The 21313-nt window shown below is 57.3% G+C and carries 12 protein-coding genes, 5 tRNA genes and 3 pseudogenes; 8 read left to right on the top strand and 12 right to left on the bottom strand.

The window, feature by feature from the left end:
• Window positions 1–112 precede the first annotated feature (112 nt).
• A complete protein-coding gene (locus ACKXF7_RS11440) occupies window positions 113–1033 on the top strand; it encodes a 4Fe-4S cluster-binding domain-containing protein (protein WP_423741344.1) in 921 nt (306 codons plus the stop codon).
• Window positions 1034–1379: 346 nt separating this feature from the next.
• Window positions 1380–2468 (top strand): sugar kinase, encoded by a 1089-nt coding sequence (locus ACKXF7_RS11435; RefSeq protein ID WP_249236724.1) that lies wholly within the window; start codon window positions 1380–1382, stop codon window positions 2466–2468.
• A 157-nt stretch (window positions 2469–2625) separates the two neighbouring features.
• Here ACKXF7_RS11435 and ACKXF7_RS11430 read toward each other — a convergent pair.
• Together ACKXF7_RS11430 and ACKXF7_RS11425 are read right to left on the bottom strand one after the other, a co-directional pair.
• A pseudogene (locus tag ACKXF7_RS11430) lies at window positions 2626–2781 on the bottom strand (MATE family efflux transporter); the annotation flags it as partial.
• Window positions 2782–2799: 18 nt separating this feature from the next.
• On the bottom strand, window positions 2800–3789 hold the full coding sequence (locus ACKXF7_RS11425; RefSeq protein WP_423741343.1) for an AraC family transcriptional regulator: 990 nt from the start codon (window positions 3787–3789) through the stop codon (window positions 2800–2802).
• A 171-nt stretch (window positions 3790–3960) separates the two neighbouring features.
• Between ACKXF7_RS11425 and ACKXF7_RS11420 the strand changes: the two genes are divergently transcribed.
• Window positions 3961–5124 carry an MFS transporter gene (locus tag ACKXF7_RS11420; RefSeq protein ID WP_423741342.1) on the top strand — a complete coding sequence of 388 codons (1164 nt, stop codon included), beginning with the start codon at window positions 3961–3963 and terminating at the stop codon, window positions 5122–5124.
• 84 nt (window positions 5125–5208) lie between these two features.
• Here ACKXF7_RS11420 and ACKXF7_RS11415 read toward each other — a convergent pair whose 3' ends face one another.
• Window positions 5209–5586 (bottom strand): PH domain-containing protein, encoded by a 378-nt coding sequence (locus tag ACKXF7_RS11415; protein ID WP_097775338.1) that lies wholly within the window; start codon window positions 5584–5586, stop codon window positions 5209–5211.
• 146 nt (window positions 5587–5732) lie between these two features.
• Here ACKXF7_RS11415 and ACKXF7_RS11410 point away from each other — a divergent pair, with 146 nt between their 5' ends.
• Complete coding sequence (locus tag ACKXF7_RS11410) at window positions 5733–6722, top strand: nucleoid-associated protein (protein WP_348583430.1); 990 nt, start codon at window positions 5733–5735, stop codon at window positions 6720–6722.
• Between the two features lie 190 nt (window positions 6723–6912).
• Here the strand turns inward: ACKXF7_RS11410 and ACKXF7_RS11405 are convergent.
• The 5 genes from ACKXF7_RS11405 to ACKXF7_RS11385 form a co-directional block, all read right to left on the bottom strand.
• A tRNA-Gly gene (locus tag ACKXF7_RS11405) sits at window positions 6913–6988 on the bottom strand.
• Window positions 6989–6991: 3 nt separating this feature from the next.
• Window positions 6992–7067 (bottom strand) — tRNA-Phe (locus ACKXF7_RS11400).
• Window positions 7068–7231: 164 nt separating this feature from the next.
• Window positions 7232–7305 (bottom strand) — tRNA-Asp (locus tag ACKXF7_RS11395).
• 3 nt (window positions 7306–7308) lie between these two features.
• Window positions 7309–7384, bottom strand: a tRNA-Val gene (locus ACKXF7_RS11390).
• A 5-nt stretch (window positions 7385–7389) separates the two neighbouring features.
• Window positions 7390–7465, bottom strand: a tRNA-Gly gene (locus ACKXF7_RS11385).
• Window positions 7466–7803: 338 nt separating this feature from the next.
• Between ACKXF7_RS11385 and ACKXF7_RS11380 the strand changes: the two genes are divergently transcribed.
• Window positions 7804–8646: a sulfide/dihydroorotate dehydrogenase-like FAD/NAD-binding protein gene (locus tag ACKXF7_RS11380; RefSeq protein WP_249236729.1), complete on the top strand. Its 843-nt coding sequence runs from the start codon at window positions 7804–7806 to the stop codon at window positions 8644–8646.
• Between the two features lies 1 nt (window position 8647).
• Window positions 8648–10043 (top strand): annotated as a pseudogene (gltA, locus tag ACKXF7_RS11375) (NADPH-dependent glutamate synthase).
• Between the two features lie 223 nt (window positions 10044–10266).
• On the opposite strand, the gene ACKXF7_RS11370 reads toward gltA, so the two are convergent.
• The 4 genes from ACKXF7_RS11370 to ACKXF7_RS11355 all read right to left on the bottom strand — a co-directional run bounded on the left by ACKXF7_RS11370 (window position 10267) and on the right by ACKXF7_RS11355 (window position 18303).
• Window positions 10267–10923 (bottom strand): sortase, encoded by a 657-nt coding sequence (locus tag ACKXF7_RS11370; RefSeq protein WP_249236731.1) that lies wholly within the window; start codon window positions 10921–10923, stop codon window positions 10267–10269.
• A complete protein-coding gene (locus tag ACKXF7_RS11365) occupies window positions 10920–11819 on the bottom strand; it encodes a pilin N-terminal domain-containing protein (RefSeq protein ID WP_423741341.1) in 900 nt (299 codons plus the stop codon). The genes ACKXF7_RS11370 and ACKXF7_RS11365 overlap by 4 nt, the downstream gene beginning before the upstream one ends.
• A gap of 7 nt (window positions 11820–11826) precedes the next feature.
• Window positions 11827–17097, bottom strand: a complete 5271-nt coding sequence (locus ACKXF7_RS11360; protein WP_423741340.1) for a SpaA isopeptide-forming pilin-related protein — start codon at window positions 17095–17097, stop codon at window positions 11827–11829.
• A gap of 210 nt (window positions 17098–17307) precedes the next feature.
• Window positions 17308–18303 (bottom strand): Na/Pi cotransporter family protein, encoded by a 996-nt coding sequence (locus ACKXF7_RS11355; RefSeq protein WP_423741339.1) that lies wholly within the window; start codon window positions 18301–18303, stop codon window positions 17308–17310.
• Window positions 18304–18502: 199 nt separating this feature from the next.
• On the opposite strand from ACKXF7_RS11355, the gene ACKXF7_RS11350 reads away from it, so the two are divergent.
• Both ACKXF7_RS11350 and ACKXF7_RS11345 read left to right on the top strand, forming a co-directional pair.
• Window positions 18503–19009 (top strand): MarR family winged helix-turn-helix transcriptional regulator, encoded by a 507-nt coding sequence (locus ACKXF7_RS11350; RefSeq protein WP_423741338.1) that lies wholly within the window; start codon window positions 18503–18505, stop codon window positions 19007–19009.
• Window positions 19006–21313: pseudogene (locus ACKXF7_RS11345) on the top strand (ABC transporter ATP-binding protein). Before ACKXF7_RS11350 ends, ACKXF7_RS11345 begins: the two are co-directional and overlap by 4 nt.

The following is a 21313-nucleotide window of genomic DNA, read 5'->3' as shown; positions in this document are numbered from 1 at the left end:
AAAATGTTGCTTCTGATATATATTATTCTTTCCATATCTTATAGTATAGCACGTCCGGTTGAAAAGTGGTATACTGAAGCTGACAAACTTTCTGCAAAGGACTTTGGATATTATGCCGAAAACCGATCTTGTTTCCATTCCCTCTTCCTGCACGCTCTGTCCGCGCCGCTGCGGAGCCGACCGTGCTGCCGGACGCACCGGCTTCTGCGGTGCAGGCAGCACCCTGAAAGCCGCCCGTGCGGCCCTGCACTACTGGGAAGAGCCCTGCATCAGCGGTACAAGGGGCAGCGGCACGGTGTTTTTCTCCGGCTGCACCCTCAAATGCTGCTTCTGCCAGAACTATCCCATCAGCGCCGAAGGCCTCGGCCGGGAGATCACCGTTGAACATCTGGCAGAGATCTTTCTGGACCTGCAGTCTCAGGGTGCCCACAACATCAATCTGGTCACGCCGGGGCAGTGGCAGCCCTGGATCATTGCCGCGCTGGACCTTGCGCGCGCAAAGGGTCTGCACCTGCCTATCCTGTGCAATACCGGCGGTTACGAGACGGTGGAGAGCGTAGAAGCCTGGCGCGGGTACATCGACATCTGGCTGGCCGATCTGAAATATGTATCCTCTGCCCTGTCGGCAGAGCTTTCCTCTGCGCCGGACTACTTTGCACAGGCAAAGCCCGCCATTGAAGCCATGATGGCACAGGCCGGACACCCGGCGTTCGATGCAGAGGGCATCCTGCAAAAGGGGGTCATTCTGCGGCATCTCGCCCTGCCCGGCCACATCGATGACAGCTTTGCTGTTCTGGATCAGATGGCCGCGTGGAACGATGCCGACCCGGGGTGCTTCATTCCCAGTGTCATGAGCCAGTATACCCCTTTCTATAAGGCCGCAGAGCACGGCATCGGACGGCGCATCACTACCTACGAGTACCGCCGGGCGGTGAACTACGCCATGGACAAGGGGCTTGCGCAGGGATACATGCAGCAGAAGAGCAGCGCAAAGGAAGAGTATACGCCTTCGTTCGATCTGACCGGCGTGTAAAAACGATTCAGAATCGCCCCCGCTTCACTCTGGCTTTCATCAGTGGAAAATATATTTTTCGCGTTTGGAGTGCTCCATACACATTTTCACGGCATGGGGACGTAACGATAAGCGGCATTTACATGGGCCGGTAGGGCAGGCGATGGGATGGCTCGCTTCGTGTCTGAGGAGAAAGTTCCCGCAGGCTGGCCGTCAGCACACTTTTCGTCAAATCTTCCAAAAATCAGCAATTATTTTTTCTTGCATTTCCGTGGAAGCGCTTGCAATCCCTCTTGTGTCGGATTATAATGGATACAACGATGTGTTAACAGGGCTCTGATGAGCTGTAAATATCAGGAGGAGCGTTATGGAACATTTCAACCCAATCCTTGGCAACGATACCCCCGGCCAGAAATTCATCACCTGCGGCGAGATCATGCTGCGCCTGACCCCGCCGAACTACGAGAAGATCCGTATGGCATCCAGCTTTGAGGCCAGCTACGGTGGCAGCGAGGCCAACATTGCACTGGCACTGGCTAACCTTGGTGTGGACAGCACCTTCTTCAGCGTGGTGCCCAACAACAGCCTTGGCAAGAGCGCCGTGCGCTGGCTGCGTTCCAATGATGTGCACTGCACCCCCATGATCCTTACCGAGCCGAACGAGACACAGTCCAACCGTCTGGGTACCTATTATCTGGAGACCGGCTACGGCATCCGCCCGTCCAAGGTCATCTACGACCGCAAGCACAGTGCCATCACCGAGTACGATTTCTCGCAGGTCGATCTGGACGCTCTGCTGGAGGGCTTTGACTGGCTGCACCTGAGCGGCATCACCCCGGCTCTGGCTCCCAACTGCCGCACCCTGATCCTGGACATGCTCAAGGTCGCCAAGAAAAAGGGCCTGACCGTCAGCTTCGACGGCAATTTCCGTTCCACCCTGTGGAGCTGGGAAGAAGCCCGCGACTTCTGCACCGAATGCCTGCCCTATGTGGATGTTCTGCTGGGCATTGAGCCCTATCACCTGTGGAAGGACGAGAACGACCACAGCAAGGGCGACTGGAAGGACGGCGTACCCCTGCAGCCCAGCTATGAGCAGCAGGACGAGATCTTCCAGCATTTCATCGAGCGTTATCCCAACCTGAAGTGTATCGGCCGCCATGTGCGCTACGCCCACAGCGGCAGCGAGAACAGCCTGAAGGCCTTTATGTGGTACGATGGCCACACCTTTGAGAGCAAGCTGTTCACCTTTAATATTCTGGACCGCGTGGGCGGCGGCGATGCTTTCGCCAGCGGCCTGATCTACGCCATGCTGCACGATTACAAGGCTATGGACATGATCAACTTTGCGGTGGCAAGCAGCGCCATCAAGCACACCATCCACGGCGATGCCAACATTACCGACGATGTGAGCACCATCCGCAACCTGATGAACATGAATTACGATATCAAGCGGTAATCTGTATTTTGCTGTTCCCTGCCCCTTTGCTGCAAAGCAGCTTTCGGTGAAGATACTGCACAAAACCCGGAACCTGTTCCGAGCCAAGCGGCTCAAGAAGGTTCCGGGTTTCTGTTTTTGTGCTATTTGCTTTTTTAGCGCTTCTTTTTCAGGTAATACCCACTGCCGCCAGCGCGTCTGCGCCGAGAAAGCGGCCTACCACCCATATATCCGCAATGTTATACATCTGCTGCAGCAGATTACCCAGCATCAGCGGCAGGGCAAACAGCAAAATGCTGCTGGTGATGAGACCTTTTGTCAGACTACGCTGCATTGTTCCCGACTCTCTTTTTTATAACGCTGTCTCAGCCGGTGCACCGGCTCTGCCGCCGTCCCGCCTTGAAAGAGACTGCTCTCTTCCTGCAAACTTCTGGCGGTACTCTCTGGGCGTGCAGTGCTTGATCTCCCGGAAGGTCTTTGTAAAGTAGCTGGTATCCGAAAAGCCGCATTCGGCACCGATCTCGCCGATCTTCATACTGGTGGAAAGCAGCAGCTCGGCTGCCTTTTCAATGCGGTACTGCTTGACATACTGGATGGGTGTGATCCCCAGCAGCTGCCGGAAGCTGCGCAGGCAGGCGCTCTCGCTCAGGGCCACGCAGTCGGAAATGCGCTCCACGTCCAGCTCCTCTGCGTAGTGCTCCTCCACAAAGCGCAGCATCTGCTTCATACGCCGGGCCGCGATCTGCTCCTGCTGAGAGACCTTTGTTTTTCCACCCTCGCACTGCATTCCCAGCAGATGCACCGCCGCCGAAAGATGGTACCGTGCCTGATTCTCATAGTCAAAGACCTCTTGGGCCACTGCGTCCCAGACTTCCCGCAAATGGCAGAGCACGGCCTTCTGCCCGTCGTCTGCCTCGTCCAGCAGAAAGAAGGCCGGTGCTCCCGGCTGAAGCAGCGGGTGCACAAGCTTTTGCCAGAAGATGGTGTCCATGCCGCCGATCAGGCGCGGATGGAATACCCCGGAATGCAGCAAAGCATCCCCGGTCTCCGCCTGCTCCACCGCATGGAACACTCCGGAATTGACAAACACGCCCTGCCCGGTCTGCAGATTCAGCCGGACTTTGCTCACGTCCACCGCCAGCGGGCCTTTTACGGCAAGGATGTATTCAAACTCTTCATGCCAATGCCATGCTACCGAGTAGCTTTTGATGTTCTCTTCATAGCAGGCAATGGGAAACAGTGCGCTGCCGTGCTGCACCAGCTCCCGGCCCTCGCCATCCGCCACAACATCCGGCAGGCAGTTGAAACCGCCCGCTGCTGCACAGCTGGTCTGAAATGCCACGATCCGCCATCTCCTTTCCGTCAAGGTCACACATCTGCATCCGCGCCGGTTTTGTTGTATCAATCGGGCGTTTTTATCCTAACATCTCGCTCTGATGTGTGATATTATTACATCAGTAAAGCACAAGATGCATTGCAAGTATAACATGCTTCCCGGAGGAACTCAAGGTTTATGGTACAGCTTCTGCTTCCGATCATTTACATCTCGTTCATCAGTCTGGGCCTGCCGGATTCCCTATTGGGGTCGGCGTGGCCTTCCATGTATCCGGCGCTCGGTGTGCCGGTGTCCTATGCGGGGCTGATCTCCATGATCATCTCCTTCGGCACCATCGTTTCCAGCCTGAACAGCGACCGGCTCACCCGTGCGCTGGGCACTGGAAAAGTGACCGCCCTCAGTGTGGGCATGACAGCTGCCGCGCTGTTCGGCTTTTCGGTCTCCACACAGTTCTGGATGCTCTGCCTGTGGGCCGTGCCCTACGGGCTGGGCGCAGGCAGCGTGGACGCGGCCCTGAACAACTATGTTGCCTTACATTATAAAAGCCGCCATATGAGCTGGCTGCACTGCATGTGGGGCATCGGCACCATGATCAGCCCCATGGTCATGGGCCGGGTGCTGGCAGGCGGCGGACCGTGGACATCCGGATACCGGTGCATCGCCCTGTTCCAGATCCTGCTGAGTGCAGTGCTCTTTTTCAGCTTGCCGCTATGGCAGGGCCGTACTGCAGGCACCGACGCCGAAGCTGCCTCGCCGCAGGTGTTGAGCCTTGGGCAGGTATTCCGTCTGCCGGGTGCCAGAGAGGTGATGCTGTGCTTCTTCTGCTACTGTGCATTGGAGACCACAGCAGGTCTGTGGGCCAGCAGCTACCTCACGCTGACGAAAGGCGTCGCCCCCGACACTGCCGCCAGCTTTGCCAGCCTGTTCTACATCGGCATCACCGCCGGGCGCGCCGCCTGCGGCTTTTTGACCCTTAAATTCAACGATACGCAGATGATCCGCATGGGTCAGTGCATTCTGGCCGCAGGCGTGCTGGCCCTGCTGCTGCCCGGGCCGCAGGTGCTTGCCCTGTGCGGTCTTGTTCTGGTGGGGCTGGGCTGTGCGCCCATCTATCCCAGCATCATCCACTCCACGCCGGAGCACTTCGGTGCAGACAGATCGCAGGCGGTCATTGGCATCCAGATGGCAAGCGCCTATGTGGGCAATCTGGCCATGCCGCCGCTGTTCGGGCTGATGGCAAACAATATCACTCCTGCACTGTTCCCATTTTATCTGCTGGCACTGCTGGTGTTCATGGTGTTCATGCACGAACAGCTGGTGCGCAAAACAAGCCGCTGCTAATTCTGCCATTCTCCCATTTTATATACAGCAAAAGGCTCCCTGTCCGGTCTCGGGCGGGGAGCCTGCTGTTTTAAGAGAAGTTATTTACAGGATGCACCGGCTGATGGCATTGGCGACCGCAAACAGTTCCTGCTGGCCGATAAAGCCGAACTTTGCCTCGTGTGCGTCCGCAAAGCAGACCGTCAGCTGCGATGCCTGCACCGGGTCGCCAAAGCCTGCCGTCTGGATCCCAAAGTGCAGCACTTTGCGGTACGGCAGCACAAAGATCTGCTGCCGGGTACCGGTGACGCCCTGCATATCCACCATGATGATGCGGTGGGTGGTAAAGATCACCTGATCGCGCACCGTCTTATAGGCGCCCACGATGCTCTCGCCGTCCAGAAGCAGTGCACGGGCATTTTTGCAGATATCCTTTTCCTGAAGGCGGATGAGGTTTTCCATTGGTTTATCACGGAATTCCATGGTTTTTGTCTCCTTTCCTGGGTAGTTTTCTACTCTTATTGTAGCATTCCCGCCTGCAGTTTACAAGATGCGGTCTCGCCTTTTGCGTCATGCTGTGCTATACTGTATGCAAAAAAAGATTTTGTACGAAATGAGGTTTTGTACCCGTGGAGATCATTATTCATCAGGCTATCCTGCATGTGCTGGACACCACCATGGACGCCCCTGTGCTGAGCGGCGGCGGCATGGAAATGACCGCTGAAAAGACTGCTTACTTCCAGTATCACATCGAGAAGCTACTTGCCAGCGACGATATCCGCCAGTGCCGCCCGCTGCCGGATTCCGCCTTTAAAAATGAACTGGAACACAATCACGATTTTGTGGACCTCTCCTGCCGCATTGCCGGGGTGCTGTTCGACTATATGCATGCCCACACCACTATCCCGGGGGCAGACCTTGCGGTGGTGGATTTTACCCGCGATGGCGAGCCGTGGCTGGGCATCCTGAAGCTGAACTACAAAAACGGCTACACCCACTACACCGAGACCGTAGAAGGTGCCCCGGTGAACTCCATCATACAGCAGCGGGCCTGTCTGCCCAGCCAGAGCGGCAAAGTAGAGGAAGGCGCACTCGTGAACCTCACCGATTACTCCATGAAGCTGCTGGAAAAGAAATTCGACATCGACGGGCACAAGGATTTTTATCTTTCCACCGTGGTGTTCCAATACACCACCGCTCAGCCGGAGAAAAAGAAGCTGCAGGCCATTCAGGAAGCCGCTGTTCAGGCCGTGCAGGAAAACTACGCGGATCAGCCCCACGTAGAGGCTCAGGTCGCGATGCTGATCGCAAATCAGGCCGCTGACAACGACAATCAGGTGTCCATCCAGCAGGTGCGCCAGCAGCTGGAGGAGGAATATCCCCTTGCCGCCGTACCCTTTGACGACTACGTAGAAAAGAGCGATGTGCTGGAAGCGCCTGAGCAACCCGTGACCGTGACCCCTGCGCGCATCCGTCGCATGGAGAGCCGCAGCATCCACACCGCCAACGGCATTGAGGTGAAGATCCCCACCGAGCTGCTGAACTCGGAAAATGAAGTAGAGTTTCTGCACAGCGACGACGGCAGCATTTCGCTGCTCATCAAAAATGTGATCCTGTAAGAAACGATTTAAAATTGTCTCCGCACACAGGGTGTGCTCCGACAATATCAGCGGAATAATTATTTCTATATTTGCAAAGCCGGAAAATCTGCGGATTTTCCGGCTTTGCTTTTTCACAGGAAGGAAATGCAATGGGAAGCAACAGAAAAGCCATCATCTTTGCATTGTTGCATTGATGATGGCTTCGTGTTGGAGCGGCCGACGAGGCTCGAACTCGCTACCTCCACCTTGGCAAGGTGGCGCTCTACCAGATGAGCTACGGCCGCATATGGTGCCTCCGATCGGAATCGAACCAATGACACGGGGATTTTCAGTCCCCTGCTCTACCGACTGAGCTACAGAGGCATAAGCGGTGCAATTATCCCTGCACCCTCCCACTCGTATTTCAAGCGGGGCCCCCGCAAAAATTTGCGAAGCAAAATTTTGTGGGGAAGAGGAGGAATTTCAGAGTTTGTTACGGCGGTCTTACTTGTAAGACTGCCAGACAAACGACTGACATTCCGACGAAGCGACCCGGATCGGGCTCGAACCGACGACCCCCAGCGTGACAGGCTGGTGCTCTAACCAACTGAGCTACCGGGCCACATGGTGGAAGTTAACGGGCTCGAACCGCTGACCCTCTGCTTGTAAGGCAGATGCTCTCCCAGCTGAGCTAAACTTCCACAAATGGAGCGGCCGACGAGGCTCGAACTCGCTACCTCCACCTTGGCAAGGTGGCGCTCTACCAGATGAGCTACGGCCGCACATTCCATGTGTTCGTGCCGGTTGTTTACCGGCGACGCTGATTATTATACCGTACCGCCCGGCAATTGTCAACCACAAATTTGCATTTTTTGCAAAAAATTTCAAAACAGGCCTGTCTGCGCACAAAAAGCCTTCTCTGCACTGGCTGACACCGCCGTTCATTCATGTTTGCCGCAACAGACACGAGGAAAATTTAGTTGCTTTCTCCTGTAGGAACCATTATAATAAGAATGTCATTTTGTCGCCTGCAAAAGCTGCGTCTGTTATGCCGCCGAGGGCATGCAGGCGCGTTTTCGTGCACAGAAATAGGAAATGCCAGCATAAAGGAGCAAACACGATGTATAAGATCACTGAAAAAGTCGCGCTGAACCCCACCGTGACAAAGATGGTCATTGAAGCCCCACTGATCGCCAAAAAGGCAAAGCCGGGCCAGTTTATCATTGTGCGCCCGTTTGAGGACAGCGAGCGCATCCCCCTGACCGTGGCCGGTTACGACCGTGAGAAGGGCACTGTGGACATCATTTTCCAGATCGTGGGCGGTACCACGATGGAGCTGAACAGCCTGAAGGTCGGCGAGAGCGTCCACGATTTCGTGGGCCCGCTGGGCCGTGCCACCGAGGTGGAGGGTCTGAAGAAGGTCTGTGTCGTGGGCGGCGGCGTAGGCTGCGCCATTGCCCTGCCCATTGCCCGTGAGCTGCACGAGCAGGGCTGTGTGGTGCACAGCGTGGTCGGCTTCCGCAATAAGGATCTGCTGATCCTGGAGGACGAGTTCCGGGCCTGCAGCGATGAGCTGCGCATTATGACCGACGATGGCAGCTACGGCACCAAGGGCGTTGTTACCGCCGCTCTGGACGAGCTGGTGGCTGCAGGCAATCAGTACGATCTGGTCATCACCATCGGCCCGCTGATCATGATGAAGTTCGTGGTCAAGACCTGCCAGAAGCATGGCCTGAAGAGCATCGTTTCCATGAATCCCATCATGATCGACGGCACCGGCATGTGCGGCGGCTGCCGCCTGACCGTGGGCGGCGAGACCAAGTTCGCCTGCGTGGACGGCCCCGATTTTGACGGCGATCTGGTGGATTTTGACGAAGCAATGGCCCGCGGCACCATGTACCGCCCGTTTGAGGCACACGCCCGTGAAGCGGCATGCAATCTGCTCAATCAGGAGGTAAAATAAGATGGCTTTCAATATGGACCCGAAGAAGTGCCCCATGCCCACCCAGGACCCCAATGTGCGCAACAAGAACTTCAAGGAAGTTGCTCTGGGCTACACCGAAGAAATGGCCGTGAACGAAGCAAAGCGCTGCGTGCACTGCAAGAACAAGCCCTGCCAGACCGGCTGCCCCGTGGGCATTGATATCCCTGAGTTCATCGGTCATGTGGCCGAGGGCGACTTTGAAGCCGCTTATCAGGTGATCAACCGCTCCTCTTCCCTGCCCGCCGTCTGCGGCCGTGTCTGCCCGCAGGAGAGCCAGTGCGAGGGCAAGTGCACCCGCGGCATCAAGAATGAGCCGGTGGGCATCGGCCGTCTGGAGCGCTTTGTTGCCGACTGGCACCGCGAGAATGTGCACACCGCCCCCATCGTGCCCGAATGGAACGGCCACAAGGTGGCCATCATCGGTGCAGGCCCTGCCGGCCTGACCGCCGCAGGCGATCTGGCAAAGCTGGGCTATAAGGTCACCGTTTACGAGGCCCTGCATGTGGCCGGCGGCGTGCTGATGTACGGCATCCCCGAGTTCCGTCTGCCCAAGGCCATCGTGCAGCAGGAGATCGACGGCCTGAAGAAGATGGGCGTTGATTTCGAGTGCAACATGGTCATTGGCAAGGTGCTGACCATCGACGAGCTGATGGGCGAGTACGGTTATGAGGCCGTGTTCGTAGGCTCCGGTGCCGGCCTGCCCCGCTTCATGGGCATCCCCGGCGAGAGCCTGAAGGGTGTCTACTCTGCCAACGAGTTCCTGACCCGCTCCAACCTGATGAAGGCTTATCTGCCCACCAGCAAGACCCCCATCCGCACCGGCAAGAAGGTCGCCGTTGTGGGCGGCGGCAACGTGGCCATGGACGCTGCCCGCAGCGCCCTGCGTCTGGGTGCCGAGACCGTGTACATTGTCTACCGCCGCGGCATGGCTGAGCTGCCCGCCCGTAAGGAAGAGGTGGAGCACGCCGAGGAAGAGGGCATCATCTTCAAGACCCTGTGCAACCCTGTGGAGATCCACGCCAATGACGAGGGCTTTGTCAAGTCCATCACCTGCATCGAGATGGAGCTGGGCGAGCCCGATGCTTCCGGCCGCCGCCGCCCCATTGAGAAGAAGGGCAGCGAGTTTGAGCTGGACGTGGACACGGTCATCATGAGTCTGGGCACCAGCCCCAACCCGCTCGATCCGCTCCACCACCCCGGGTCTGGAGACCAACAAGCACGGCTGCATCGTCACCGACGGCGACGACGGCAAGACCAGCCGTGACGGTGTGTACGCGGGTGGTGACGCCGTGACCGGCGCTGCCACCGTCATCAAGGCCATGGGCGCAGGCAAGGCTGCTGCAAAGGCCATTGACGAGTACATCCAGAGCAAATAAATTTCCAAGGTGGCTGCGAACGCAGTGAGCAGACGGATGAGGGGTAATTTAAGGTAAAATGCTGCTGTCCCGCGCCCTCATCAGTCACCTGCGGTGACAGCTTCCCCCGACCGGGGGAAGCCTTCCTTCGGAAAGCCGATTTCCATGTGTGAAGGTAGGCAGCGCCCACTGAATACCGGATATAAAAAATCCCCTGTGCCAGCGCACAGGGGATTTTTGCATCTTATTCTGCAGTCTCCGTTGTGAGCACCGGGTAGCCCGTCCGCACGCACCGCACGGCACAGCGGGCACGGCCGCCTGTGGTGCAGGTGAAGAGGGTCAGATCCCAGTTATCGGAATCTTCCGTCTTTTCGGTCATTTTTTCGATCTGGGTAGGCTGCAGATTCTCCACATAGGAGACCTCATAGCTCCACCGCATGCCGTCCATATCGGTAAAATAGACCTGTGCCCCTTCGGCCAGCCATTTGATGGGGCTGAAGTGCTTTGCATAGTTATGGGCGCAGACCACCATGTTGTCCGCGTAGGTGGAGCCGGAGTACCGGCCGGGCGCGATCTTCAGACCCGCATAGCTCCACTCGCTCATCACGGGCAGGTCGAGCCCAATGGAGGGGATGGACAGGTAGCCGATGTAGCTCCAGCCGTCCAGTTCCGTCTCGGTCATGGGCTGGGCAGGGTCCAGCTCCGGCTGCAGCACAACAGTCTCCGACTTTGCCTTTTCCTCAACCGTTGTGGTCAGGGTCTGTTCCAGCTCTCCCAGCGCCTGCTGTGCCGCCTTGTCTGCGCGGGCCGCATCCCACTTGTTGTAGGCAAGCAGCGCCGCCGCCGCCAAAATGAGCAGCGCACCCAGCACCATACATATCTTTCCAATTTTCTGTCTCATGGCAGCGCTTCCTTTTTGTTTAGCACCCAGCCAGCAGCAAACAGCAGCACACCGCTGACCGCCAGCACCGGCACGGGCCAGTTCAGCTGGCCAGTCTGGGGCAGACCGCTCAGGACTGCGCCGTCCGGATGGCCCGCCAGTGCGGGATTATCCGGTTTTCCCGGGGCCACCGGACTATCCGGGCTGCCGGGAGCCACCGGGTTGTCCGGATTGCCGGGCGAGACCGGGCTATCCGGGCTGTCCGGGTTCTTGGGCGTATCCGGGTTTGTGGGCTCCGTGGGCTGTTCCGGGGTGCCGGGCTTGTCCGGCACGGGAGTGGGCGGCACAGGCGGCGTATCCGGTTTGACGGGGGTGTAGCCGCCCACCTTGGGGGAGGCGTCTACCTCATAATTCCATTTCCCGTTCTCTGCCATGGGCAGGGAAACAAGGAACGGTTTGATGGGCGCATAGCCATTGGAGGCCTTGCTCTGCACGATCAGGTACAGGCCAAGTTCCAGATCCTCAAAGGCGGCATTGCCGTCTGCATCAACGGTTTTTGTGGTGCCCCGTGCGCCCTGCGGCATATATTCCAGCAGCTGGTCCGCCAGCGTGCTGTCGGTCAGGTCCCCCAGCGCGATGCCGCAGCCGTAAAAATCGCCGCAGTATTCAAAGCTCAGGTCGCCGTTTTTGCGCTTCACCTCAGCCACGCGGTACAGCGTCAGCTGACCGCCGCTCAGGGCCTTATCCTTCGCGCTGTCGTACAGCGCAACGCGGATGGTGCCGGTGGCGGGGTTTCCGCTGGCATCCACCAGCCGGATGTTCGCACTGGTGGCAAGGGCAGGCAGTGCGCCTGCCGCCAGAAGGCACAGCATCAAAAGCAGGGCTGTAAGCCGCCTGCGCAAGCTTTTTTGTTCCATCGGCTGTTCACTCCCCTTTCTCTTCGTGTTTTTTGCGTTTGGCCAGCAGCAGGGCTGCACCCACGGTCAGCATACCGCCCACCGCCGCAAAGGGCACCGTGCCCATGCCGCCGGTGGAGGGCAGCTCGTAGCCCTTGAAAACGCGGTTCTGGATGGTGATATTGCCGGTCTGCACGCCATTGTTGTCAATGACCACATTCCAGTTGCCAGTGGTCACTTCTTCCACCAAATAATGGTATTTCTCGTGGTTGTCGTCCTCCAGCGGGAGGGCATTGCCAGACCATGTAAACGACCACTCGTTGCCTTTGTTCAGCAGTACATTGGCAAACTCCGTTTTCTTTGTTACATCACCCGTGTACTGCCAAACTTTGATTCGGATTTCATCCACAGCCGGGTCAACGGGCTGCTTGGTGGCCTGATCCAGCCAGAGCTTTTTGACGGTCAGCCTGCTGTAAATGTTGCTGTACTTGGCCTCCGTAGTCTTGCCCTCTGCGCCCATCTGCACATTGCTGCTCAGGTCGATGTTCTCACTGCCCACCACCAAAACATTCGTGCCCGTTGTCACTCCGGTGGCCACTTCAAAAGCCTCCTGATTGGTCTGTGTACTGGTGCGGAACAGCACATAATGCGGGGTGTCATCCAAACGGTAATATTCGGGAGCCTTGGTTTCCACGATCTTATACAGCACATCAGGGTTCAGGCAACCTGCCTTGTCTGCCAGCACCGTCAGTTCCACCTGACCTTTTTTGTCCGTGGTCACGATACCATTCGTGGCTCCGTTCCACAGCGTCCAGCCCCTGCTTTGTGGGTCATACTGATAAATAGTAAACTCAGCGCCCTCCAGTGATTTGCCAGAGTAGCTGTCCACCTTGTGCAGTCGGAACAGGCCCGTGGAGGCCGTGGCATCCGACTTAACCACGAAATTAAGTTTATCCGACTTATCTTTGCTACCATTACTCAGCGTCACGGTGTTATTCACATCGTAGGAACTCGCTGCGTTGCCGCTCTTCACTTCGCACTCATACACAAGGATCATCGCCATTTCGTTGGGAATTATCATGTGCAGCCAGCCCTTGTCGCTGGCATCCAGAATGCGGTATAAGTCGCGCGACACTTCGTCTCCACGGGTCACGCCGTTCGCTTTATCGTATTTATAATAGTATAGCTTGACCGAATCCAGGTCACCGTTAACGATGGCATCATTGGTGGCGCTGACATTATCCCACAGTTCAATATTCGGGGCGTGATCTTTGTTTACCGACAGATCATGCCCGGCCGGGTTGATGACCACCTGATAGCGAGCCCGGTTGTTGCTCCGCTTCTCACCAGTCTTTTTCACTTCGTCCACATCCCGGGTCAAGGTAGTGTTGGTGGAAGAGTTCAGGCTGCCCCAGGCAGCAGTATTGGTATAGGTCACTTCGCCTACTGCGGGGTTTTTCCATGTGGGATCGTACCCCTCACCCACACCCACATCGTACACAATGCGGATCTTGTGCTCGGTATTATCGTTGTTATAGTTCCTAATTTTAATGGTCAGAAGTTTCGATGCATCTTCATAATCATAGTTTGCCCAGCCAAGATTTTTGTCAATCTTATCAAACGCGCCATTATCCAGCGCAATTTTGATTGTGTTTGTGTTGAGCTTGCTGTTCTTCGGCAGCGTATCCGTAACCGTAATCTCAGCCGTGTCACCAGCCGCAGGCTGCAGCACTAACTGGTAGTGGAGGTTTCCACCGCTCACCTCACTTAGTTTAAAGCTGTTGCTGCCGCTCACATATCCGCTCTCATTCTTGTTGCTCTCTGCCGCCACCAGCTTTTCAAACTGCTTGTAGCTGCGGTAACTGTCCTCAGCGGATGCAGTGTTGTTTACGCCCTCGATGTGAATGCTGTTTTTGTAGGTCCAGATTTCCCCGTTGGGCACATTTCCGCGTTCCTCGTGGGTGGGGATGCCTTTCACCTCTATGCTGCGCACAGGGTTGTTCTTATCTCCAGCAGTCACCTTGATTTTGAAGCTGCGCACCTTTGTTTCGGTGTCGGTCAATTTTACCTCGTTCGTGCCTTTGGCATCGCTGTAATAGGTAATTTCGATCGTGTTTCCTTTGCTCTCAGCATTCTGGTAGCTCAACTTGGTGCCGTTATGCATCGTCAGGGTCAGGCCCGCTTTGATGGCGCTGTCCAGCTCTGCCGCGTAGGCGTAGTGGGTGTCATTCTGCACTTCACCCGCGTTGTTTACGGCGTCACTCAGCACATCCCACAGGGTAAAGCTTTCCTCACCTGCCTTGTTGGAGGCAGAAATGTTCCAAGTGGGATTTTTGCCGCTGGGTGCCAGCTTTTTGCTGAGATCCCACTCGCCCCGCTGCAAGTCCACCGTGTCAGAAGCTTCAAAGCTTACACCATCTTTGGTAGCCTTTGCGGTGTTGGTCACTTTGTCGCCGCCAACGGGGGTGTTGGTGCGGAAGGTGATTTCCAGCTTATTTTTGCCATTCATATCATCAGCCGTGATGGTGTAGCCCTTGCCGCCGTTCAGGAATTCTTCTGCTTTGATCGTTTTATTGCCGACCTTCACATCACCAATGATCTGTGTACCTTCCGGCAGAGCATCCTGAATGACGTACCCCACAAGGAAATTGCCCGTAATAAGCTTGTTGGGGACGCTTACCACGATCTTCCATTCGATCTGGCCATCTTCCGCCTTGTAGGTACCCTCCTTCGTGATGCGCTTATCCTGCATTGTGAGCTTCTGGTTGTAGGCGTCATAAAGACCACCCTTGCACGAAACCTCTGCACGGTTGCGGATCAGTCCTGTGCCGTCTTTCGAGTTGTTGAATGACTTGCTGTCAAATATCACCGAATAGCACCAGATGTATTTTTCTCCAGCATTCAGCGCCGGGAGGTTTGGGATTTTTATCTCCTTGGTATCCGTCCCCTCCGTCAGTGTGTATTGCGGGAACGACTGTTTTACTTTATTGCCTTGGGCATCCACCTTGTAAAGAACAAAAGTGTCTGTTTCATAGGCACCCAGCAGCTTATACAGATCACTATCGTTTCCTGCGTTCAGCGTGTCTGTGATGGTCACCGGATTTTTTGTGCCCTGATTGGTTGACACTTCCACCACATAGTTAACACGGAAGGTTCCATCAGACAGATTTTCCACCAGGTTCTTTTTAATGTCCGGATCATTTTGGTATCGGCTGTCCTGCGCACCAAGTTTGAGGATGGTCACGTCCGGTTTGGGTTTGATGGTCAAAGTGCAATTATCTTTAAACTGGATTTCCTTATTGTTTTCAAGATCATCAGTTTTCATCTCACGGGAGAAATGGAAAGTGCCGGTAAAGGGCGCACCACCGTTTTCATTCGTGCCGATGAACTTTTGGTCCGTAAAGGTCAGGGTTGCTTTGCCAGTCGTGTCAATGGTGTATTGGCCCACGACAACATACTCATTATTAGCATCCTTGTGTTCTTCGTCCACAATGTTGCCCGTCTGTTTCTCCGGCAGGGTCAAGCCGCCGGGCAGCTGGTAAGTCAACTGGTTCTTCGTCGGCGTCAGTACACCGGCATTCACCGTATACTTCAGGTTGACCTGAACCGTGTCACCACTGTCCACCGTTGCACTGCCATTAGAGCCGATATCAAACCATTTATCTTTTTTCTTATCGTACTGCTTATAGCTGACATTCGTGATCCAGTTGTTCAGGTCATAGTTATTTCCGCTGTCTGCCAGAAGTGCAATGCCGTAAGGGTCTGCCTCTGCGGCTTCACCCACCCATTCCACAGTGGCCCCAAAGCCATCGTTGTCCGTGGACGGAGCATAGACTGCATCGGTGTCAGCATCAGGCTCATCGTCCTTTTCAGTGCTGCCCTGCGCCTTATCGGCTGCGGCCAAATCGATCACATCCGTCATCTCGTCCGCACGCAGGGGCACCTCGGCCACCTTGCCGTCCACGTCGCCGGAGATCACGGTCAGGGTGCCGGTATCCGCGTCCACATCCGACACGATGCCCACGGTCTCGGTGCTGACGGTGCGCTCCTCGGTCTGGGGCTCAGCGGCGGCAGGCTCCAGCGAAAGCAGGGCAATGTCTGCATCGGCAGAATCATCCATGATCTGCGGCGCGTCCTCTTCCACCGCCACCGTCTCGGTGGTGATGCTGTTATAGAACACGATATCGCCGGGCACAAGCTCGACCTCTGCCGCCGCCTTCAGCCACTCGGACCCGCGCAGGTCGCTGCGCAGGGCCTGCACACCGGCGCGCTGCGGCACCGTGGTCTGCGGCACATTCGCGTAGTTCAGGCAGTAGGACAGGAACATCACATCCCACGCACCGTAGGCGTTGCCATACCATGCACCGTAACGGGTGTAGTGGCGCACGGTGGTCTGGTCCTCATCGTCCAGCTGGAAGTTGCGCTCGCTCTGCTGGTAGCCCAGCTGGCTTTTTGCCACAGCGGTCAGGTCGTCGGCCCACGCACCGGTGAGCACAACATTCGTCTTTGCGCTCCATGTCTCCTCGTCCTCCACATCCGCCAGCGGGTCGGACAGGCAGTTCACGGTGTGGTGGTGCTCCGGCAGGCCGCAGACCAGCACTTCCTCATAGCAGGCGTCGGTGTGGTGGTGCACCGGGGTGTCCAGACTGCTGTCGTCCACAACGGGCTGAAGGGCCACGGCATCGTCAAACACCGCAGAAGCTTCCTCATCCACCGGCACATAGTCCGGGTTGGGCTCCTCCACAAGCTCGCCCTCTTCCAGACCGCACACCAGCTCATATTCAATGGTATAGCAGCTGTCGTCGTGGGTGTGCTCGAACAGGTCACAGATCAGGCTGCCATCCTCGGGGTCAAAGCAGTCATCGGTGTGCACATGCTCTTCCTCGTAGCAGGTCAGCGTTTTCACTTCCTGATAGCAGTCGTCGGTGTGCTGGTGGGGCACAAAAATGTACTCCGGCTCCGGCTCTGCTGAATAGGCGGCAATGTCGGCATCGCTCTGCTCCACACCGTAATCTGCATCAGGGAATGCGCTGTCGTCCGGCTTTGTGGCGTTCCAGTCCTCCGGTTCGCCCTCCTCATAGCCGCACACCAGCACCTTCTCGTAACACTCAGCGGTGTGCTGGTGCTCGATCTCGCCGCACTGGTAGTCTGCCGTTTGGGCAATGCCCACACTGTGCAGCTGCCAGTTAACGAACAGGCTGGTGAGCAGCGCCAATGCCAGCAGCAGTGCCATATACCGCCGCGCTGCCTTGTGTTCCCTGCGGAACTGCTGCATCAGTGCCTTTGTGATATCCTTCATGCTTTTCATCCTCACTATACTAAAAGCAGCGTATTTTTGTCGTTTGCAAAACCGCCAAATCCACGCCCTATTTTTATACTTCCATAACTTATTTAGTGTACCACATCCTTGGCCGGAAATCAACTTTAAAATTCTCGTTATTTGGCTTGAGCGCTGGATTTTTGGCAGATTTGCCGTGCCAGACCCCGCAGGCGGGATGTGCCGGATTTCTCAGCTATTCCGGGCTTTGGGTGGACGATCCGGCACAAGGCCACAGACCAGACGCACCATCAGCGGGGTCAGCGGCAGCCACACCGCTGTGCAGATGAGGTTGAACAGCGTATGCGCGTTGGCGAGCTGCCGGGCAATGACTTCCAGCTCCGGCCCTTTGGGCGAGATCATTGCCACCAGACCCGCATACCACGGCAGCAGGGCGCAGAACGCCGCTGCACCGGTCAGGTTGAACACAGCGTGGGCCGCCGCCGCCCGTTTTGTGTCCCGGCTCTGCCCGATGGATGCCAGTACCGCCGTGACCGTAGTGCCGATGTTATCCCCCAGCAGCACCGGCAGTGCCCCTGCAAGGCCCAGCAGACTGCCGCCTTGTGCTGCTGGCCGGGCCGCAACGCTCTGAAGCACCGCAATGGTGGCAGAGCTGCTCTGCACCGTCAGGGTCATGCAGAGGCCTGTCAGCAGGCCCAGCCACGGATGATGCCGTACCCGTGCCAGCCAGAGCGCAAACACCGGGCTCTGTGCCAGCGGGGCCAGCGCCGTGCTCATACCGGCAATGCCCTCGAACAGCAGACCAAAGGCGAACACCGCCCGGCCAACGGCCCGGGCCTTCTGCCCCGCACAGGCAAAGCAGAGCAGCAGCCCGGCCAGCAGCACAAGGCCGCGCACATCTTCCAGCCGGAAGGCCAGCAGCTGTGCGGTAATGGTGGTTCCGATGTTGCAGCCAAAGATCACCGGGACCGCCTGCTGCAGGGTCAACAGGCCCGCACTTACAAAGCCCAGCACCATCACCGTGACTGCCGAGCTGCTTTGCAGCACCGCCGTGACCGCTGCCCCCGCCAGCACGCCCCGCACCGGGCTGCCGGCCAACACCATCAGCAGCCGCTTCATCCGCTGTCCCGCCGCTGTTTCCAGACTGCGGCTGAGCGCATCCATGCCATACAAAAACAATGCCAGCCCGCCAAAAAGCGCAAAGATCCCTTTCAGCCCCTGTTCCAATGCCGTCCCTCCCGCAGAAACGTTTCTTATTCTATTTATGTAGCTGCCGGGCGGTTCAGGCTTTCTGCCTTCCTTCCTTTTTTGTGAACTTTTTTAAAATTATCCCAAACCGCCCTTGCATTCTGGGTGCAGGAGGAATATTATTGTCAGGCGTTAATAGTTAACAGCTGTTAAGTATTTTGCAATGAGGAGGGATAGAATGTTGAACGAGACCGAAGCCGCAGCGAGCTTTCACGGCCTGTGCCATTTTTTCGGACGGCTGAGCAAGGCGTCCCGGGCCGGCATGAAGGCGGCTCTGCGGGGCTGTCCCAAGTGCCACTTTCCCATGCTGGAGGGTCTGGCTCACACGATCAGCACCCGCGGGCAGGACGGAGCGGTGTATATTTCCGATTTTGCCCGGGAGGCACACCAGCCGCTGCCGGCCATCAGCCGCAGCCTGCGCCAGTTGGAACAGGACGGCCTTGTTCTGCGCGAAGCGGACCCGGCTGACCGGCGCAAAACGCTGGTGCGCATCACGCCGGAGGGCTACGCCGCCTGCGCCCGGTGTGAAGATGCACTCAGCGATTATTTTGCCTGCGTGATGGCCCGGCTGACACCGGAGCAGGTGCAGCAGATGAACGTTTTGCGCGGTGCACTGATGGACGCCATTCTTGCGGAAAACGCTTCCCGTGAAGCAAAAAACAACGAAGGGAGAACCGAACCATGACGAAAATTTTCAAGCAGCTGGCCCGGCACTGGGCCGTCTGTCTTGTGGTGTTCGCGCTGCTGTTCGTGCAGGCGTACTGCGATCTTTCGCTGCCGGACTACACCAGCAGGATCGTGGACACCGGCATCCAGCAGGGCGGCATTGAAAGCCCCCTGCCGGAAACGATACGCCAGAGCACGCTGGACGCCCTCACGCTATTGATGAGCGAAGAGGACGCCGATGCGCTCCAGAACGCCTACGGGTATTATCTTCAGGACGACGGTGTGCTGAAGCTGCGCACCGATCTGACCGATGACGAGCGCGCCGCGCTGGAGGATGCCGTCACCACGCCGGACATCGTGCTGTATATGGCAGCTGCGCAGGCAGCGAACGCCCCCGCCGGGCAGAACAGCATGGGTATGACCGGCCTTGCCGACATGCAGGCGGCATCCTCTGAGAGCACCACCACGGATACCGAGACTGTCACCCCCACTGCCGAGGATACTGGACACCGTGTGCGCCCAATTTGCCGCCATGAGCCAGATGCCCGGTTTCACCCGCGAAGCCGTCCAGCAGCAGCTGGCCGGTGCGTTTGCCAGCTTGGATGATACCCTGATGGAGAACCTCAAAAGTCAGTCCGTGCTGCTGGTGCAGCTGGAATACGAGGCACAGGGCGTTGCCCACGATGTGCAGATGCGCTACCTTTACCGCGTAGGCGGCCAGATGCTGGGCCTCACCCTGCTGATGGCGGCCGTGTCCATTGCTGTGGGCTTCCTCGCCTCCCGCGTGTCCGCCGCCATTGGCCGTGACCTGCGCCGAGAGACCTTTGCCAGTGTCATCGGATTCTCCAATGCAGAGATCGAGAATTTTTCCACCGCATCCCTCATCACCCGCACCACCAACGACATCCAGCAGGTGCAGTTCGTCTGCGTCATGCTGCTGCGCATGGTGGCCTATGCGCCCATTCTGGGCATTGGCGGCGTGCTGCATGTGCTGAACAGCAGCACCGGCCTTTCCTGGATCATTGTGCTGGACGTGGCCGTTCTTCTGCTGCTCATCCTCTTCCTGATGAACATTGCCATGCCGAAATTCAAGATCATGCAGAAGCTGGTGGACCGGCTGAACCTTGTCAGCCGCGAGATCTTGACCGGCATCATGCCGGTGCGCGCGTTCAGCCGCGAACGGTTTGAGGAGGAGCGCTTCGACAAGGCCAACAAAGACCTGATGAGCACCCAGCTGTTCACCAACCGTGCCATGGTGGCCATGATGCCCTTTATGACCCTCATCATGAACGGCACCAGCCTGCTCATCGTCTGGTTTGGCGGCAAGGCCATGGACACCGGCACCATGCAGGTGGGCGAGATGATCGCCTTCATCACCTACACCATGCAGATCGTCATGTCCTTCCTGATGCTGGCCATGGTGGCCGTCATGCTGCCCCGCGCCGGTGTGGCTGCGGAGCGTATCGATGAGGTGATCTGCACCAAAGCCACCATCAACGACCCGGACGAAGCTGCTGCAGAGCCCGCGCAGGAGCACAAAAACTGGCAGGGTGAGGTGGAGTTCCACGATGTGAGCTTCCGCTTCCCGGGTGCGGACAGCGATGCGCTGGAGCACATCAGCTTTACTGCAAAGCCCGGCGAGACCACCGCCATCATCGGCTCCACAGGCTGCGGCAAATCCACCCTGCTCAACCTCATCCCCCGCTTCTATGATGTGACAGGCGGCAGTGTGACCGTGGATGGCATCGATGTGCGCAATATGCCGCAGGCACAGCTGCACGACCTGCTGGGCTATGTGCCCCAGAAAGGTGTGCTGTTCAGCGGCACCATCGGCTCGAACCTGAAGTTCGGCGGGGAGCACATCACCGATGCCGACGTGAAAAAGGCCGCTGCCATTGCGCAGGCCACCGAGTTCATCGATGCAAAACCGCAGGGCTACGAAAGCCCTATTGCACAGGGCGGCTCCAATGTGTCCGGCGGCCAGAAGCAGCGCCTTTCCATCGCCCGTGCCATTGCGAAAAAGCCAAAGATCTACCTGTTCGATGACAGTTTCTCTGCCCTCGACTTCAAGACCGATGTAGCCCTGCGCCGTGCACTGAAAGCCCAGACCGATAACGCTACCGTTATCATTGTGGCACAGCGCATCTCCACTGTGCTGCATGCAAACCAGATCCTGGTGCTGGACGAAGGCCGTCTGGTTGGCAAGGGCACCCATGCCCAGTTGATGGTCACCTGCCCGGAGTATCAGGAGATCGCCCGCAGCCAGCTGAGCCAGAAGGAGCTGGACCTCAAATCTCTGAATACCGAAAAGGAGGGTGATTGA

Source organism: Faecalibacterium sp. 7 (genome assembly GCF_049562865.1).
Lineage (GTDB): Bacteria > Bacillota > Clostridia > Oscillospirales > Ruminococcaceae > Faecalibacterium > Faecalibacterium wellingii.
This window is presented reverse-complemented; position numbering and strand designations above follow the sequence as displayed.

Excerpts from the sequence above, each read along its gene's own strand:
- ACKXF7_RS11350 (WP_423741338.1), top strand. The coding sequence starts at position 18,503 with ATGTTGAACGAGACCGAAGCCGCAGCGAGCTTTCACGGCCTGTGCCAT.
- ACKXF7_RS11370 (WP_249236731.1), bottom strand. The coding sequence starts at position 10,923 with ATGAGACAGAAAATTGGAAAGATATGTATGGTGCTGGGTGCGCTGCTC.
- ACKXF7_RS11365 (WP_423741341.1), bottom strand. The coding sequence starts at position 11,819 with ATGGAACAAAAAAGCTTGCGCAGGCGGCTTACAGCCCTGCTTTTGATG.
- ACKXF7_RS11360 (WP_423741340.1), bottom strand. The coding sequence starts at position 17,097 with ATGAAGGATATCACAAAGGCACTGATGCAGCAGTTCCGCAGGGAACAC.
- ACKXF7_RS11435 (WP_249236724.1), top strand. The coding sequence starts at position 1,380 with ATGGAACATTTCAACCCAATCCTTGGCAACGATACCCCCGGCCAGAAA.
- ACKXF7_RS11440 (WP_423741344.1), top strand. The coding sequence starts at position 113 with ATGCCGAAAACCGATCTTGTTTCCATTCCCTCTTCCTGCACGCTCTGT.
- ACKXF7_RS11415 (WP_097775338.1), bottom strand. The coding sequence starts at position 5,586 with ATGGAATTCCGTGATAAACCAATGGAAAACCTCATCCGCCTTCAGGAA.
- ACKXF7_RS11380 (WP_249236729.1), top strand. The coding sequence starts at position 7,804 with ATGTATAAGATCACTGAAAAAGTCGCGCTGAACCCCACCGTGACAAAG.
- ACKXF7_RS11420 (WP_423741342.1), top strand. The coding sequence starts at position 3,961 with ATGGTACAGCTTCTGCTTCCGATCATTTACATCTCGTTCATCAGTCTG.